This is a genomic window from Candidatus Methylomirabilota bacterium (assembly GCA_035936835.1).
Classification (GTDB): Bacteria; Methylomirabilota; Methylomirabilia; order Rokubacteriales; family CSP1-6; genus AR37.
In genome coordinates this window covers 1-14,861 of the sequence record DASYVT010000121.1, presented here as the reverse complement: position 1 = coordinate 14,861, position 14,861 = coordinate 1, and the positions used below count along the sequence as shown (strand labels likewise).

General features: G+C 66.2%; 12 protein-coding genes. All 12 read left to right on the top strand.

The annotated features are described in order from the left end of the window. Positions 1–13 precede the first annotated feature (13 nt). Entirely contained in the window at positions 14–211 is a 198-nt protein-coding gene (gene secE, locus VGV06_09615; protein HEV2055417.1) for a preprotein translocase subunit SecE, read from the top strand. 25 nt (positions 212–236) lie between these two features. Then, positions 237–785, top strand: a complete 549-nt coding sequence (gene nusG / locus VGV06_09610) for a transcription termination/antitermination protein NusG (protein HEV2055416.1) — start codon at positions 237–239, stop codon at positions 783–785. A 3-nt stretch (positions 786–788) separates the two neighbouring features. Continuing rightward, on the top strand, positions 789–1,211 hold the full coding sequence (gene rplK / locus VGV06_09605; protein ID HEV2055415.1) for a 50S ribosomal protein L11: 423 nt from the start codon (positions 789–791) through the stop codon (positions 1,209–1,211). A gap of 130 nt (positions 1,212–1,341) precedes the next feature. Then, the gene (gene rplA / locus VGV06_09600) at positions 1,342–2,055 is read left to right on the top strand and encodes a 50S ribosomal protein L1 (GenBank protein HEV2055414.1); all 714 of its coding nucleotides are present in this window, start codon (positions 1,342–1,344) and stop codon (positions 2,053–2,055) included. A gap of 19 nt (positions 2,056–2,074) precedes the next feature. Beyond that, complete coding sequence (rplJ, locus tag VGV06_09595) at positions 2,075–2,599, top strand: 50S ribosomal protein L10 (protein HEV2055413.1); 525 nt, start codon at positions 2,075–2,077, stop codon at positions 2,597–2,599. Between the two features lie 49 nt (positions 2,600–2,648). After that, positions 2,649–3,032 carry a 50S ribosomal protein L7/L12 gene (gene rplL, locus VGV06_09590; protein HEV2055412.1) on the top strand — a complete coding sequence of 128 codons (384 nt, stop codon included), beginning with the start codon at positions 2,649–2,651 and terminating at the stop codon, positions 3,030–3,032. Between the two features lie 123 nt (positions 3,033–3,155). Then, entirely contained in the window at positions 3,156–7,160 is a 4,005-nt protein-coding gene (rpoB, locus tag VGV06_09585) for a DNA-directed RNA polymerase subunit beta (GenBank protein ID HEV2055411.1), read from the top strand. 291 nt (positions 7,161–7,451) lie between these two features. Continuing rightward, a complete protein-coding gene (gene rpoC, locus VGV06_09580; GenBank protein HEV2055410.1) occupies positions 7,452–11,558 on the top strand; it encodes a DNA-directed RNA polymerase subunit beta' in 4,107 nt (1,368 codons plus the stop codon). 119 nt (positions 11,559–11,677) lie between these two features. Then, positions 11,678–12,064, top strand: a complete 387-nt coding sequence (gene rpsL / locus VGV06_09575) for a 30S ribosomal protein S12 (protein ID HEV2055409.1) — start codon at positions 11,678–11,680, stop codon at positions 12,062–12,064. Further along, entirely contained in the window at positions 12,065–12,532 is a 468-nt protein-coding gene (rpsG, locus tag VGV06_09570) for a 30S ribosomal protein S7 (GenBank protein HEV2055408.1), read from the top strand. It begins immediately after the preceding gene. 82 nt (positions 12,533–12,614) lie between these two features. Further along, positions 12,615–14,723: an elongation factor G gene (gene fusA, locus VGV06_09565; protein ID HEV2055407.1), complete on the top strand. Its 2,109-nt coding sequence runs from the start codon at positions 12,615–12,617 to the stop codon at positions 14,721–14,723. 21 nt (positions 14,724–14,744) lie between these two features. Beyond that, the coding region (locus VGV06_09560; GenBank protein HEV2055406.1) for a GTP-binding protein at positions 14,745–14,861 on the top strand (117 nt) is incomplete at its 3' end.

Genomic DNA, 14,861 nt, shown 5'->3' with positions numbered 1-14,861 from the left:
CCAGTGAGAGGTCATGGGATTCTTCGAGCGCGTCAAGCAGTTCGTCCACGAGGTGGCGGGCGAGTTCCGGCGGGTGAGTTGGCCCAACAGGGCCGAAGTCGTCAACTCGACCGTCGTGGTCCTCGCGGTGGTGGTGGTGCTGGCCGTGTTCCTGGCGGCCGTGGACATGGGGCTCTCGTGGATCGTGGAGCGGGTCCTTCGGTGGGGTTAGTTCAAAGCACGGGGGTCATTCGGGCATGAGCGAGACCAGCACGTCGGCGAAGCAGTGGTTCGTCGTCCACACCTACTCGGGTTTCGAGAACAAGGTGGCGGCGGCAATCGAATCGCGGGCGAAGATCTTCAACCTTCAGGACCTGTTCGGGCGGGTCATCGTCCCGACCGAGAAGGTTCGTGAGATCCGGAAGAGCAAGAAGATCGAGACCGAGCAGAAGTTCTTCCCGGGTTACCTGCTCGTGGAGATGGAGCTGACCGACGACACCTGGCACTTGGTGCGCTCGACGCCCAAGGTGACCGGATTCGTGGGGTCGGGCGCCAAGCCCGTGGCGCTGCCGGCGGAGGAGGTCGACGGCATTCTGAAGCAGATGGAGGAAGGCGCCGAGAAGCCCAAGCTCAAGTCCACCTTCCAAAAGGGGGACAAGGTGCGGGTCATCGAGGGGCCGTTCGTGAACTTCCAGGGCTCGATCGACGATCTCAACCCGGAGCGCGGGAAGCTCAAGGTGATGGTGGCGATCTTCGGGCGGATGACACCGGTCGAGCTCGAGTACTACCAGGTGGAGAGGCTCTGATCCATGGCGAAGAAAGTTCAGGCGATGGTGAAGCTGCAGATCCCGGCGGGTAAGGCCAACCCTTCGCCGCCGGTGGGTCCCGCGCTCGGCCAGCACGGGGTCAACATCATGGAATTCTGCAAGGGCTTCAACGCCCAGACCGGGTCCCAGGAGGGGCTGATCCTGCCCGTCGTGGTGACGATCTACCAGGACCGGTCCTTCACCTTCGTGGTGAAGACGCCCCCGGCGGCGGTGCTGCTCAAGCGGGCGGCGGGCATCGCCAAGGCCTCGGCCGTGCCGCACAAGGACAAGATCGGCAAGGTCACGCGCGCCCAGGTCCGCGAGATCGCCCAGACCAAGCTGGTGGACCTCAACACGGACTCGATCGAGTCCGCCATGCGCACGGTCGAAGGCACGGCCCGCAGCATGGGCATCGATGTCGTGTAGTGCGAGATGAGACGCGGCCGAGTTGCAGGAGGCACGAGAGCGTGGCAGTTCGAGGTGAGCGCCGGAGGCGCGAGCCGAGGGCTGAGACGATCACGAGCGGTGAAATGATCGAAATCGGAGACCAAGACTGATGCCAGTGATGACGAAGCGGCTGAAGGCGACAGAGGCGCTGATCGATCGGGCGAAGACGTACTCGGTCGAGGAGGCGATGGACATCGTGAAGAAGGCGCCCCCGGCGAAGTTCGACGAGAGCGTCGATCTGTCGCTCCGGCTCGGGGTCGACCCCAAGCACGCCGACCAGATGGTCCGCGGCGCCATCGTGCTGCCGCACGGCATCGGCAAGACGGTGCGCGTGGCCGTGTTCGCGAAGGGTGAGAAGGAGCGCGAGGCGCGCGAGGCCGGGGCCGACGTGGTGGGCGCCGAGGACCTGGTCGAGAAGATCCAGGGCGGCTTCATGGACTTCGACTCGACCATCGCGACGCCCGACCTCATGGGGCAGGTCGGCCGGCTCGGCAAGGTGCTGGGCCCGCGCGGGCTCATGCCGAACCCGAAGATGGGCACCGTGACGTTCGACGTGGGCCGCGCCGTGCGGGAGGTCAAAGCGGGCAAGGTCGAATTTCGCGCGGACAAGGCCGGCAACGTCCACGTGCAGGTGGGCAGGAAGTCATTCCCGCAGGAGAGCCTCGTTGCCAATGCGATGGCGCTGCTGGAAGCCATCGTCAAGGCCAAGCCGGCGGCGTCAAAGGGCGTGTACCTGCGCTCGCTGACGCTGTCCACGACCATGGGGCCTGGCATCCCGGTGGACGCCCAGCGGGTCGCAAACCAGTTCAAGAAACAGATCTAGCCGGACAAGGAGCGGGGACGTGCCGACTCAAGCGAAAGTGGAGAGCGTCGATGCCCTGAAGGAGCGGCTGGGCACCGCCAAGACCGTGGTGCTGACCGAGTATCGCGGGCTCAGCGTCCAGCAGCTGTCGGACCTGCGCAAGCAGCTCAAGGGCGCCGCGGCGGAGTACAAGGTGGTCAAGAACCGCTTGGCCCGCCTCGCCGTCAAGGGCTCGGCCCTCGACGCGCTCGGCGTGCACCTCAAGGGTCCGACGGGACTCGTGTTCACGAAGCAGGACCCGGTGGCGGTGGCGAAGGCGCTGCAGGCGTTTGTCAAGACCAACCCGCGGCTGCAGATCAAGCTCGGGCTCGTGGACGGCAAGGTCGTTCAGCCGGCGGAGCTCAAGGCCCTGGCGGACCTTCCGTCCAGGGAGCAGCTCCGAAGCCAGATCGTGGGCGCCCTGCAGGGACCGATGGCACAGCTTGTGAGCCTACTGCAGGCGCCGCTCCGGGAGATCGTGTACGTGCTCGAGGCCCGGGGCAAGGGCGCAGCCGATTCGGCCTGAGACAGGCTTTCATATCACGACGTAGCAACCACACACGGAGGCGGATGACATGGCGACGAACATCGACGAGATCGCGGAGAAGCTGGACACGCTGACGCTGCTGGAGGCGTCCCAGCTTTCGAAGCTTTTGCAGGAAAAGTGGGGCGTGTCGGCGGCGGCGGCGGTAGCCACCCCGGCGGCCGGCGGCGCGGCGGCCGGCGGCGCGGCGGCGGCCGAGGAGAAGACGGAGTTCGACGTCGTCCTCATGGCGGCCGGCGAAAAGAAGATCCAGGTGATCAAGGTCGTGCGCGAGCTGACGGGCCTGGGCCTCAAGGAGGCCAAGGATCTCGTCGACGGCGCGCCCAAGCCGGTCAAGGAGAAGGTGGCCAAGGCCGAGGCCGCGGACATGAGGAAGAAGCTCGAGGAGGTCGGGGCGACGGTCGAAGTGAAGTAGCCTCCGCACGCGCGGGAGAGCATAGAACGGGGGCGCGCGCCCCCCTCGACCAACGTGTGGCCCCGGCCCGTCCGGCGGGGTTGAGCACCCGGCGGCTAGATGCCGTCGGGGCGCGGAGGGTGTATGGCAGGCACGATCCAGTGCGGGCGCCGGATCCGCAAGGACTTCGGCAAGATTCCGTCCATCGTTGAGATCCCGAATCTCATCGAGATCCAAAGGCGGTCGTACGAGCAGTTTCTGCAGAAGGACGTGGCGCCCGATCGCCGCGAGGAGACGGGGTTGCAGGCGGTGTTCAAGTCCGTGTTCCCCATCGCGGACTACAACGACAACGCCCTGCTCGAGTTCGACAGCTTTCACTTCGGCGATCCGAAGTACACGGTCGAGGAGTGCCACGACCGCGGGATGACATTCGCCATCCCGCTCAAGGTGACGTTGCGGCTCGTGGTTTACGACCACGACAAGGAGGCAAAGACCCGCACCATCCGCGAGCAGCGCGGCCAGGAGGTCTACCTGGGCGAGCTGCCGCTGATGACCGACAAGGGCACCTTCATCATCAACGGCACCGAGCGCGTCGTGGTGTCGCAGCTGCAGCGCTCGGCCGGCGTCTTCTTCGACGACGACAAGGGCAAGACCGTCGCCTCGGGCAAGCTGCTCTATTCAGCGCGCGTCATCCCCTATCGCGGGTCGTGGGTCGAGTTCGAGTTCGACGCCAACGACATCCTCTTCGTCCGCGTGGACCGCCGCCGCAAGATGCTGGCGACGGCTTTCCTGCGCGCGTTCACGTTCCTCGAGAAGGGCGTTGTCCTTTCGGACGCCGAGATCCTCGGGCAGTTCTACGAGCTCGAGGCGGTCCTGAGCTTCGAGGACCGCACCGCCTGGGTCAAGCTGCACCCCGAGGCCCACAACGGTGTCAAGGTCTCCGATGACGTCAAGCCGCCGCGGCATCGCGAAGCGATGGTCGCCAGCGGCAAGGCGCTCAACCCCAAGCTGATCGAGAAGCTCCTGGAGGCGGGAGTCACGAAGATCCCGGTCAAGGCCGACTCGCTGGTGGGCCGCCGCACGGGCGACCGCGTCGTCGATGCCGACACCGGCGAGGTGCTGGTCGAGACTAACCAGGAGATCACGCAGACGCTCCTGGCGCAGCTCATGTCGCGCAAGATCTCGGCGCTCAAGCTGCTGACGATGGTGCCAGGGAAGGCGGATGCGTCGATCTACGAGACGTTGGCCCGCGACCACTTCAAGAATCCGGACGAGGCGCTCGTCGAGATCTACCGGCGCCTCCGCCCGGGTGACCCGCCCACGGTGGAGTCGGCTCGTGCGCTGTTCCGCGGGATGTTCATGGATCCGCGCCGCTATGACCTGGCGCGGGTGGGCCGCTTCATGATCAACAAGAAGCTCGGCATCAACGCCAATCTCAACGCCAAGACCCTGCGAGGCGAGGACGTCGTGTACGTCATCCGCCACCTCCTCCAGGTGCGGCTCGGCACCAAGTCCACGGACGACATCGACCACCTCGGCAACCGCCGCGTCCGGTCGGTGGGCGAGCTGCTGGAGAACCAATTCCGGGTCGGGCTCACCCGCATGGAGCGGGCCGTCAAGGAGCGGATGTCGATCTCCGACATCACAAACCTGATGCCCCACGACCTGATCAACGCCAAGCCCGTCTCGGCGGTGGTCAAGGAGTTCTTCGGCTCCTCGCAGCTCAGCCAGTTCATGGACCAGACGAATCCGCTGGCCGAGCTGACCCACAAGCGCCGCCTCTCGGCCCTCGGGCCGCGTGGTCTCTCGCGCGAGCGCGCCGGCTTCGAGGTGCGCGACGTCCACCCGACGCACTACGGGCGCATCTGCCCCATCGAGACGCCTGAAGGCCCGAACATCGGCCTCATCTCGTCGCTGTCGACGTATGCCAGGATCAACGAGTTCGGCTTCATCGAGACGCCGTACCGGAAGGTGCAGGGAGGCGCGGTGTCGGACGAGATCGTGTTCCTGTCCGCGCTCGAGGAGGAGCAGTTCGTCATCGCGCAGGCCAACGCCGAGCTGGACGCCCGCAGCCGCTTCGTGCGCGAGCGCGTGTCGGCCAGGAAGAGCGGCGAGTACAAGATGGTCTCCCCCGAGGAGCTGAACTACATGGACGTGTCGCCGAAGCAGCTCGTGTCGGTGGCGGCCGCCATGGTGCCGTTTCTCGAGAACGACGACGCCAACCGCGCCCTCATGGGCTCGAACATGCAGCGCCAGGCGGTGCCCTTGCTGCAGCCGGAGGCGCCGTATGTCGGCACGGGCATGGAGCACATCGTCGCGCGTGACTCTGGCGCGGTCGTGCTGGCCCGGCGGCCCGGCGTGGTCGAGTACGTCTCGGCCAATCGCGTCGTGGTGCGCGCCGAGACGCGCTCCAAGAAGGCCGACCCCGTCCAGGACCTGCCGCTGGACATCTACAACCTGACGAAGTACCGCCGCTCGAACCAGAACACCTGCATCAACCAGCGGCCGATCGTGAAGAAGGGCGACCGGGTCCATGCCGGCGATGTCATTGCCGACGGGCCCGGCACCGACCAGGGCGAGCTGGCCCTCGGGCGCAACGTGCTCGTCGCCTTCATGCCGTGGGGCGGCTACAACTTCGAGGACGCGATCCTGGTCTCGGAGAGGCTTGTCAAGGACGACCGCTACACCTCCATCCACATCGAGGAGTTCGAAGTCCAGGCGCGCGACACCAAGCTGGGCAAGGAAGAGGTGACGCGCGACATCCCGAACGTCTCCGAGGAGGCGCTGAAGGACCTCGACGACTCGGGCATCGTGCGTATCGGCGCCAAGGTCAAGGCCGGCGACATCCTCGTCGGCAAGATCACGCCGAAAGGCGAGACACAGCTGACGCCCGAGGAGAAGCTGTTGCGAGCGATCTTCGGCGAAAAGGCGGGCGACGTGCGTGACACGTCGCTCACGGTGCCCCCGGGCATCGAGGGCACGGTGGTGGACGTCAAGGTCTTCTCGCGTCGCGGCGTTGACAAGGACGAGCGCGCCAAGTCCATCGAAGAAGAGGAGGTCGCGGGCCTGGAGAAGGACTACCAGGACGAGATCTCTATGGTCGAGCTGGAGCGCGACCAGAAGCTCAAGAACATCCTGGTGGGCAAGACGCTGACGCAGGACCTCGCCGACCCCATCAAGAAGGACCGGATCGCCAAGAAGGGCGACAAGATCGACCGGCCCGAGCTGGAGAACTTCTCCTGGCACGAGCTGAAGAAGATCAAGATCAAGGAAGACGACGGGCTGACCAACACCATCAAGCGCATCGAGGAGCTGGCGGACGACCAGATAGCCTTCTTCGACCGTATGCTGGAGGAGCGCGTCGGCCGGTTGCGCCGCGGCGACGACCTGCCGCCCGGCGTCATCAAGATGGTCAAGGTCTATGTGGCCGTGAAGCGCAAGCTCTCGGTCGGCGACAAGATGGCCGGCCGCCACGGCAACAAGGGCGTCGTCTCCCGGTTGCTGCCCGAGGAGGACATGCCGTACCTGCCCGACGGTACGCCGGTCGAGATCGTGCTGAACCCGCTCGGCGTGCCCTCGCGCATGAACGTGGGGCAAATCCTCGAGACCCACCTCGGGTGGGCGGCCAAGGCCCTCGGGATGTGGGTCGCGAGCCCGGTGTTTGACGGCGCCACGGAAAGCGAGATCCGCGGTCATCTGACGCAGGCGGGTCTTCCCGCTTCCGGCAAGACGCGCCTTTGCGACGGGCGCACCGGCAAGCCCTTCCACCAGGAGGTGACGGTCGGCCAGATCTACATCCTCAAGCTGGCCCACTTGGTGGACGACAAGATGCACGCGCGGTCCATCGGGCCTTACTCCCTCGTCACCCAGCAGCCGCTGGGGGGCAAGGCGCAGTTCGGCGGCCAGCGTTTCGGCGAGATGGAGGTGTGGGCGCTCGAGGCGTACGGCGCGGCCCACACGCTACAGGAGATGCTCACGGTCAAGTCGGACGACGTCGAGGGCCGCAACCGGATCTACGAAGCCATCGTAAAGGGAGAGAACTTCCTGGAGCCCGGCACGCCAGAGTCCTTCAACGTGCTCGTGAAGGAGCTGCAAAGCCTGGCCCTGGACGTGGAGCTCGTGCCCAAGGACGGCAAGAAGCCGGCCTAGCTTGTAGTGTGAGCCGCAGGACGTCGCGGGGCTGGGGCCCCGCCGTCCGAGGCGAGCGGAGAAGACAGGGTGAGCCGCAGGACGTCGCGGGGCTGGGGCCCCGCCGTCCGAGGCGAGCGGAGAAGACCGGCTGAGCCGCAGGGCGTCGCGGGGCTGGGGCCCCGCCGTACGAGGCGAACCTAGCAAAAGGAGATTCCCAGAATGCTGACGGATCGGACATTCGGAAGCCTGGTTCGGGACGAGAAGCCCACGAAGGACCTGTGGGGGATCCTCGATCGGCACCCGAAGCCCATGACCTTCGGCGCGATCCGCATCAAGCTGGCCGCGCCGCAGAAGATCCGCGATTGGTCGCACGGCGAGGTCAAGAAGCCGGAAACGATCAACTACCGGACGTTCAAGCCCGAGCGCGACGGGCTGTTCTGCGCCCGCATCTTCGGGCCGACAAAGGACTACGAGTGCGCCTGCGGCAAGTACAAGCGCATGAAGTTCGCCGGCGTGATCTGCGACAAGTGCGGCGTCGAGGTGACCCGCGCCCGGGTGCGCCGCGAGCGCATGGGACACATCGAGCTCGCGTCGCCCGTCTCGCATGTGTGGTTCTTCAAGGGCCTGCCCTCGCGAATCGGCCAGCTGTTGGACATGTCGCTGCGCGAGCTCGAGAAGATCCTGTACTTCGAGGAGTACGTCGTCCTCGAGCCCGGCAAGGTGCCGGGGCTGAAGAAGAAGGACCTGGTGGCGGTGGACAAGACCCGCAAGCTCCAGGACGAGCACGGCCACGACGCCTTCACGGTCGGCATGGGCGCTGAAGCGATCCGAGAGCTCCTGCGCGCCATAGACATGGACCTGCTCGCGCGCGAGCTGCGCACGCAGATGGGTGTCGAGACCTCCGTGCAGAAGCGGAAGAAGATCGTCAAGCGCCTGAAGGTGGTCGAGGCCTTCCTCAAGTCCGGCAACCAGCCCGAGTGGATGATCCTCGAGGTGCTGCCCGTGATCCCGCCCGAGCTGCGCCCGCTGGTGCCGCTGGACGGTGGCCGCTTCGCGACCTCGGACCTCAACGACCTCTACCGCCGCGTCATCAACCGCAACAACCGGCTGAAGCGGCTCATGGAGCTACGGGCGCCGGAGATCATCATCCGCAACGAGAAGCGCATGCTCCAGGAGGCCGTCGACGCGCTCTTCGACAACGGCCGCCGCGGGCGCGTTATCACGGGGCCCAACAACCGGCCGCTCAAGTCGTTGTCGGACACGCTCAAGGGCAAGCAGGGGCGTTTCCGGCAGAACCTGCTCGGCAAGCGCGTGGACTACTCCGGCCGTTCGGTCATCGTCGTCGGTCCGTACCTCAAGCTCCACCAGTGCGGCCTGCCGAAGAAGATGGCGCTCGAGCTCTTCAAGCCCTTCATCCTCCGAAAGCTCGAGGAGCGCGGCATCGCCTCGTCCATCAAGGCCGCCAAGAAGTTCGTGGAGAAGGAGCGGCCGGAAGTGTGGGACATCCTCGAGGAAGTCATCACGGAGCACCCGGTGCTCTTGAACCGCGCGCCGACGCTCCACCGATTGGGCATCCAGGCCTTTGAGCCCATCCTGGTCGAGGGCAAGGCCATCGAGATCCATCCGCTGGTCTGCACCGCATTCAACGCCGACTTCGACGGCGACCAGATGGCCGTGCACGTGCCGCTCTCCATGGAGGCACAGATGGAGGCGCAGGTGCTGATGCTCTCGGCCAACAACATCCTGTCGCCCTCGAACGGCGCCCCAGTGGCGATCCCGACGCAGGACATGGTCTTCGGCATCTACTACCTGTCCAAGGAGCGGGCGGGGGCCAAGGGCGAGGGGCGGCTCTTCGCCGATCCGGAAGAGGTTCGCATCGCCTACGACAACGAGGACGTGGACCTGCAGGCGCGGATCCGGGTGCGATACAACGGGGGGGTCATCGAGACGACGGTCGGGCGTACGCTGCTCAACGACGTGGTGCCCGAGCCGCTGCGCTTCGTGAACAAGGAGCTCAAGAAAAAGGAGATCGGCGCGCTCATCGCCGACTGCTACAACCGGCTCGGCAACGAGGCCACCGTCGCGTTCCTCGACGACCTGAAGGACATCGGCTTCCGCTACGCGACGCTGTCTGGCCTCTCGATCGGCATCCAGGACATGCACATTCCCGCGGCGAAGGGCGAGCTGATCGAGCGCGCCCGCAAGCAGGTCAACGAGGTCGAGCAGCAGTACCAGGACGGCGTCATCACCAACGGTGAGCGCTACAACAAAGTCGTCGACATCTGGGCGCACACGACGGAGCAGATCGCCGACGCCATGTTCCGCGAGCTCGAGGGCGGCGAGCAGGGTGGCGAGTTCAACCCCATCTACATGATGGCCGACTCGGGCGCCCGCGGTTCGAAGCAGCAAATCCGGCAGCTGGCCGGCATGCGCGGCCTCATGGCCAAGCCGTCGGGCGAGATCATCGAGACGCCGATCACGTCCAACTTCCGCGAAGGCCTGACCGTGCTCGAGTACTTCACCTCCACGCACGGCGCCCGAAAGGGCCTCGCCGACACCGCGCTCAAGACGGCCGACTCCGGCTACCTGACGCGGCGGCTCGTCGACGTCTCCCAGGACGTCATCGTGTCCGAGTACGACTGCGGCACGGTCAAGTACATCGAAGCGGCGCCGCTGGTCGAAGGCGGCGACATCATCCAGTCCCTGCGCGATCGCGTGCTGGGGCGCGTGGCCGCCGAGGACATCCGCGACCCGTTCACGGGCGAGATCATCGTCCAGCCGGGTACCGAGATCGCCGAGGAGCTGGCCCAGAGGATCGAAGACTCGGGCCTCGAGCGCGTGCGTATCCGCTCGGCGCTGACCTGCGAGTCGAAGCGCGGTATCTGCGTCATGTGCTACGGGCGCAACCTGGGCACGGGCCGCCTGGCCGAGTTCGGCGAAGCGGTGGGCATCATCGCCGCCCAGTCGATCGGCGAGCCGGGCACCCAGCTGACCATGCGGACCTTCCACATCGGCGGCACAGCGAGCCGCGTGGTCGAGGCCTCCAAGCACGACGCCAAGCACGCGGGCATCGTGAAGTACCACAACATCCGCTCCGTCGTGAACCGCGACGGGGACATCGTTGTGCTCAACCGCAACGGCGAGATCGTCGTGGTGGACGAGCGCGGCCGTGAGAAGGAGCGGTACCCCGTCGTGCCGGGCGCGCGCATCAAGATCAAGGACGACGGCAAGGTGGCTCTCGGCAAGCTGCTCGTCGAGTGGGATCCGTTCACGACGCCGATCCTGACCGAGGTCAGCGGCACGGTCACGTACCGCGACGTAGTGGACGGGGTCACGATCCGGGAGGAGTTCGATGAGGTCACGGGACTGGCACGGCGCGTGATCATTGAGGACCAGGAGGGCAAGCTCCAGCCCCGGGTGTCGGTCAAGGCGCCGACCGGCGGGGACAACTCGCCCGACAGCGAGTCGGCCGGCGAGACGCGCGGCCGCTACATGCTGCCGGTGGGTGCCCACCTGCTCGTGGCCGACGGCGTGGAGGTGCACCAGGGCGACATCATCTCGAAGATCCCGCGCGAGACCACGAAGACCAAGGACATCACCGGCGGTCTGCCGCGGGTGGCCGAGCTCTTCGAGGCGCGCAAGCCGAAGGAGCAGGCGGTCATTACCGAGATCGACGGCGCGGTCGAGTTCGCCGGCTTCGTCAAGGGCATGCGCAAGATCATCATCCGCGCCGACGACGGGGAGACCAAGGAGTACCTGATCCCGCGCGGCAAGCACATCTCCGTCCACGAGGGCGACCGGGTCAAGGCGGGCGAGACGCTGATGGACGGCTCCCCGAACCCGCACGACTACCTGGCGGTCCTGGGCGACCGGGAGCTGCAGCGTTACCTCGTCAACGAGGTGCAGGAGGTCTACCGGCTGCAGGGCGTGACCATCAACGACAAGCACATCGAGATCATCGTGCGGCAGATGCTGCGCCGGGTTCGCATCGAGGAGGTCGGCGGCACCGACTTCGTGGTGGGGGAGCTGGTGGACAAGTTCGTCTTCCAGGACGAGAACGACAAGGCCAACGCGGCCGGCAAGCCGCCGGCCACGGCCAAGCCCGTGCTCCTCGGGATCACCAAGGCGTCGCTCTCGACCGACAGCTTCATCTCGGCTGCGTCGTTCCAGGAGACCACCCGGGTGCTGACGGAAGCCGCCATCAGCGGCAAGCAGGACGACCTGCGCGGCCTCAAGGAGAACGTCATCGTCGGCCGGCTGATCCCGGCCGGCACAGGGCTCGGGCACTACACACGGGCCGAGGTGCTCAGCCAGGGCGGCGAGGAGGCTGCGGTGGCCGTCCAGGAGGCCCCTGCCGAGGCGGCAGCCGAGTCCGCCGAGGGCGACGGCGGCGAGGAGATTGCCAAGGCAGGCTAGGAGGGGCCAGGTGTCAGCGACTTGACAAGGGCCCCTATTTCAGGTAGAAAGTTAGAGTTTTGGCCCTATTGACCGGGGCTTAGGCTACCCGGGGGGTCGATCAGAGCCATAGGGGAGATATGCCGACAATCAATCAGCTGGTGCGCCAGGGCCGCGAGGCGGTGCGGAAGAAGTCCAAGACGCCAGCCATGGAGGCTTGCCCGCAGAAGCGCGGGGTGTGCATCCGCGTGTACACCACCACGCCCAAGAAGCCGAACTCCGCCCTGCGCAAGGTGGCCCGCGTGCGGCTGACAAACGGCCTCGAGGTCACGTCCTATATCCCGGGCGTCGGCCACAATCTGCAGGAGCACTCGATCGTCCTGATCAGGGGCGGCCGGGTGAAGGACCTGCCGGGCATCCGGTACCACATCATCCGCGGGTCGCTCGACACGGCCGGCGTCGCCGGGCGGAAGCAGAGCCGCTCGAAGTACGGCGCGAAGCAACCCAAGGCCGGGAGCGCGGCGTAAATGCGTCGGGCAGGGGCGGCGAAGCGGGAGATCCTGCCGGATCCCAAGTACGGGAGCCGTATCGTAGCGAAGTTCGTCAACATGATGATGTACGGCGGCAAGAAGAGCACGGCCGAGAAGATTATGTACGAGGCCATGGGCGCCATGGAGGACCGGGCCAAGCAGGACGCGCTCAAGCTCTTCAAGGCGGCCGTGGACAACTGCAAGCCTTCGGTGGAGGTCAAGTCGCGTCGCGTAGGCGGCTCGACCTACCAGGTGCCGGTCGAGGTGCGCCCGGACCGACGGACGGCGCTCAGCATGCGCTGGCTGATCGGGGCCGCACGGCGCCGCGTGGAGAAGAGCATGTCGGAGCGGCTCGCCGGCGAGCTGCTGGACGCGGCCAACAACCGCGGGACGGCCGTGAAGAAGCGCGAAGACACTCACAAGATGGCGGAGGCCAACAAGGCGTTCGCGCACTACCGCTGGTAGCGACCGAGATTCGAAGAGGGGGGCCGGAGCCTCGACCCCCCTCTTCTCTTGAGTAGCGCCGAGCAGAGGGGAAGGCAGCGTCGTGGAAGCGCAGTACCCGCTGGAGAAAACCCGGAATATCGGCATCATGGCCCACATCGATGCCGGCAAGACCACGACCACGGAACGGGTGCTCTACTACACCGGCCGGTCCTACAAGATCGGCGAGGTGCACGAGGGCACGGCGACCATGGACTGGATGGTCCAGGAGCAGGAGCGCGGGATCACCATCACGTCCGCCGCGACCACCTCCTTCTGGCGGGACTGCCGGATCAACATCATCGACACGCCCGGCCACGTGGACTTCACCATGGAGGTCGAGCGCTCCCTGCGCGTCCTGGACGGCGCGATCGCCATCCTGGACGCCGTGTCGGGCGTCGAGCCCCAGACCGAAACCGTGTGGCGGCAGGCGGACAAGTACAAGGTGCCGCGCATCGTCTACGTCAACAAGATGGACCGCGTCGGCGCCGACTACTACCGCTGCCTCGCCATGCTGAAGGACCGCCTGGGCGCCCACGCGGTGCCGATCCAGATCCCGGTCGGCCGCGAGGACAATTTCTGCGGCATGGTCAATCTGATCGAGCAGGTCGCCTACATCTGGTCCGACAGCGGGGACCTCGGGCAGACTTTCGAGACCGTCGACATTCCCGCGGACGTGAAGGAGCAGGCCGCCGAGTACCGGGAGAAGATGATCGAGGCGCTGGCCGAGGTGGACGACCACCTGATGGAGAAGTATCTCGCCGGTGAGAAGGCCAGCCCGGAGGAGATCAAGGCCGCTGTGCGGGCCGGCACGATCTCGATGAAGCTCTTCCCGGTGATCTGCGGCGCCTCGTTCAAGAACAAGGGCGTCCAGCCCATGCTCGACGCCGTCGTGGACTACCTGCCGTCGCCGCTCGACATCCCGCCGCTGGACGGGATCAATCCCGAGACGCAGGAGCACGAGACGCGCGCGGCCGACAGCAAGGCGCCGTTTTCCGCGCTGGCCTTCAAGATCATGAACGACCCATTCGTGGGCCAGTCGACCTTCGTCCGCGTGTACTCCGGGACGCTCGAGTCCGGCACCGGCGTCTACAACTCGACGCGGGACAAAAAGGAGCGCATCGGCCGGCTCGTGCGGATGCACGCCAACGACCGCGAGGCGATCGAGTCGGTCTCGGCGGGCGACATTGCCGCCGTGCTCGGGCTCAAGGACACGCGCACTGGCGACACGCTGTGCGATCCCAACAAGCCCATCGTGCTGGAGTCGATGGATTTCCCCGCGCCGGTCATCGCCGTGGCGATCGAACCCAAGACCAAGGCCGACGACGAAAAACTCGGCCAATCGCTCGCGCGCCTCGCCATGGAGGACCCGACCTTCAAGGTCAACGTGGATCCTGAGACGAACCAGACGCTGATCCACGGCATGGGCGAGTTGCACCTCGAGATCATCGTCGACAGGCTGCTGCGCGAGTTCAAGGTCGACGCCAACGTGGGCAAGCCGCAGGTCGCCTACCGCGAGACGGTCCGCCAGAAGGCCGAAGCGCAGGGGCGTTTCGTCCGGCAGACGGGCGGCCGCGGCCAGTACGGCGACGTCTGGCTCGAGGTCGAGCCCTCCGAGCCGGGTGAAGGCGTCGTCTTCGAGAACAAGCTCAAGGGCCCCGCCATCCCGCGCGAGTACGTGCCCGCGGTCGAGAAGGGCATCAGGGAAGCAGCCGAGACAGGTGTGCTCGCCGGCTACCCCGTGGTCGACATCAAGGTGTCGCTGACCGACGGCAGCTACCACGAGGTCGACTCGAACGAGATGGCCTTCAAGATCGCCGCGTCCATGGGCTTCAAGGAGGGCTGCCGCAAGGCCAAGCCCGTGCTGCTCGAGCCCGTGATGGACGTCGAGGTCGTCGCGCCCTCGGAGTACCAGGGTGCCGTCGTCGGCGATCTCAACAGCCGCCGCGGGCGCATCGTCAGCATGGACAGCCGGGGCAACGCCCACGTCATCCGCGCCAACGTCCCGCTGGGCCAGATGTTCGGATACGCTACCGACGTCCGCTCGATGACACAGGGGCGGGCCACCTACACCATGCAGTTCGCCCGCTACGAGGAAGTCCCCCGGAACATCGCCGAAGAGATCATGGCGAAGGTTGCCGGCAAGGGCGCTCCTCGGGCCGGTTCCCGCTAGCCCGCCACAGGAGAGAGAGTCATGGCCAAGGCGAAATTCGATCGGTCGAAGCCGCACGTGAACATAGGGACGATTGGGCACATCGATCACGGGAAGACGACGCTGACCTCCGCGATCACGAAGGTGCTGCACACGAAG

Bases quoted from the DNA above. Each gene is read 5' to 3' on its own strand.
- rplA (HEV2055414.1), top strand. From the start codon at position 1,342: ATGCCAGTGATGACGAAGCGGCTGAAGGCGACAGAGGCGCTGATCGAT.
- secE (HEV2055417.1), top strand. From the start codon at position 14: ATGGGATTCTTCGAGCGCGTCAAGCAGTTCGTCCACGAGGTGGCGGGC.
- rpoC (HEV2055410.1), top strand. From the start codon at position 7,452: ATGACCTTCGGCGCGATCCGCATCAAGCTGGCCGCGCCGCAGAAGATC.
- rplL (HEV2055412.1), top strand. From the start codon at position 2,649: ATGGCGACGAACATCGACGAGATCGCGGAGAAGCTGGACACGCTGACG.
- rpoB (HEV2055411.1), top strand. From the start codon at position 3,156: ATGGCAGGCACGATCCAGTGCGGGCGCCGGATCCGCAAGGACTTCGGC.
- rpsL (HEV2055409.1), top strand. From the start codon at position 11,678: ATGCCGACAATCAATCAGCTGGTGCGCCAGGGCCGCGAGGCGGTGCGG.
- rpsG (HEV2055408.1), top strand. From the start codon at position 12,065: ATGCGTCGGGCAGGGGCGGCGAAGCGGGAGATCCTGCCGGATCCCAAG.
- nusG (HEV2055416.1), top strand. From the start codon at position 237: ATGAGCGAGACCAGCACGTCGGCGAAGCAGTGGTTCGTCGTCCACACC.
- rplK (HEV2055415.1), top strand. From the start codon at position 789: ATGGCGAAGAAAGTTCAGGCGATGGTGAAGCTGCAGATCCCGGCGGGT.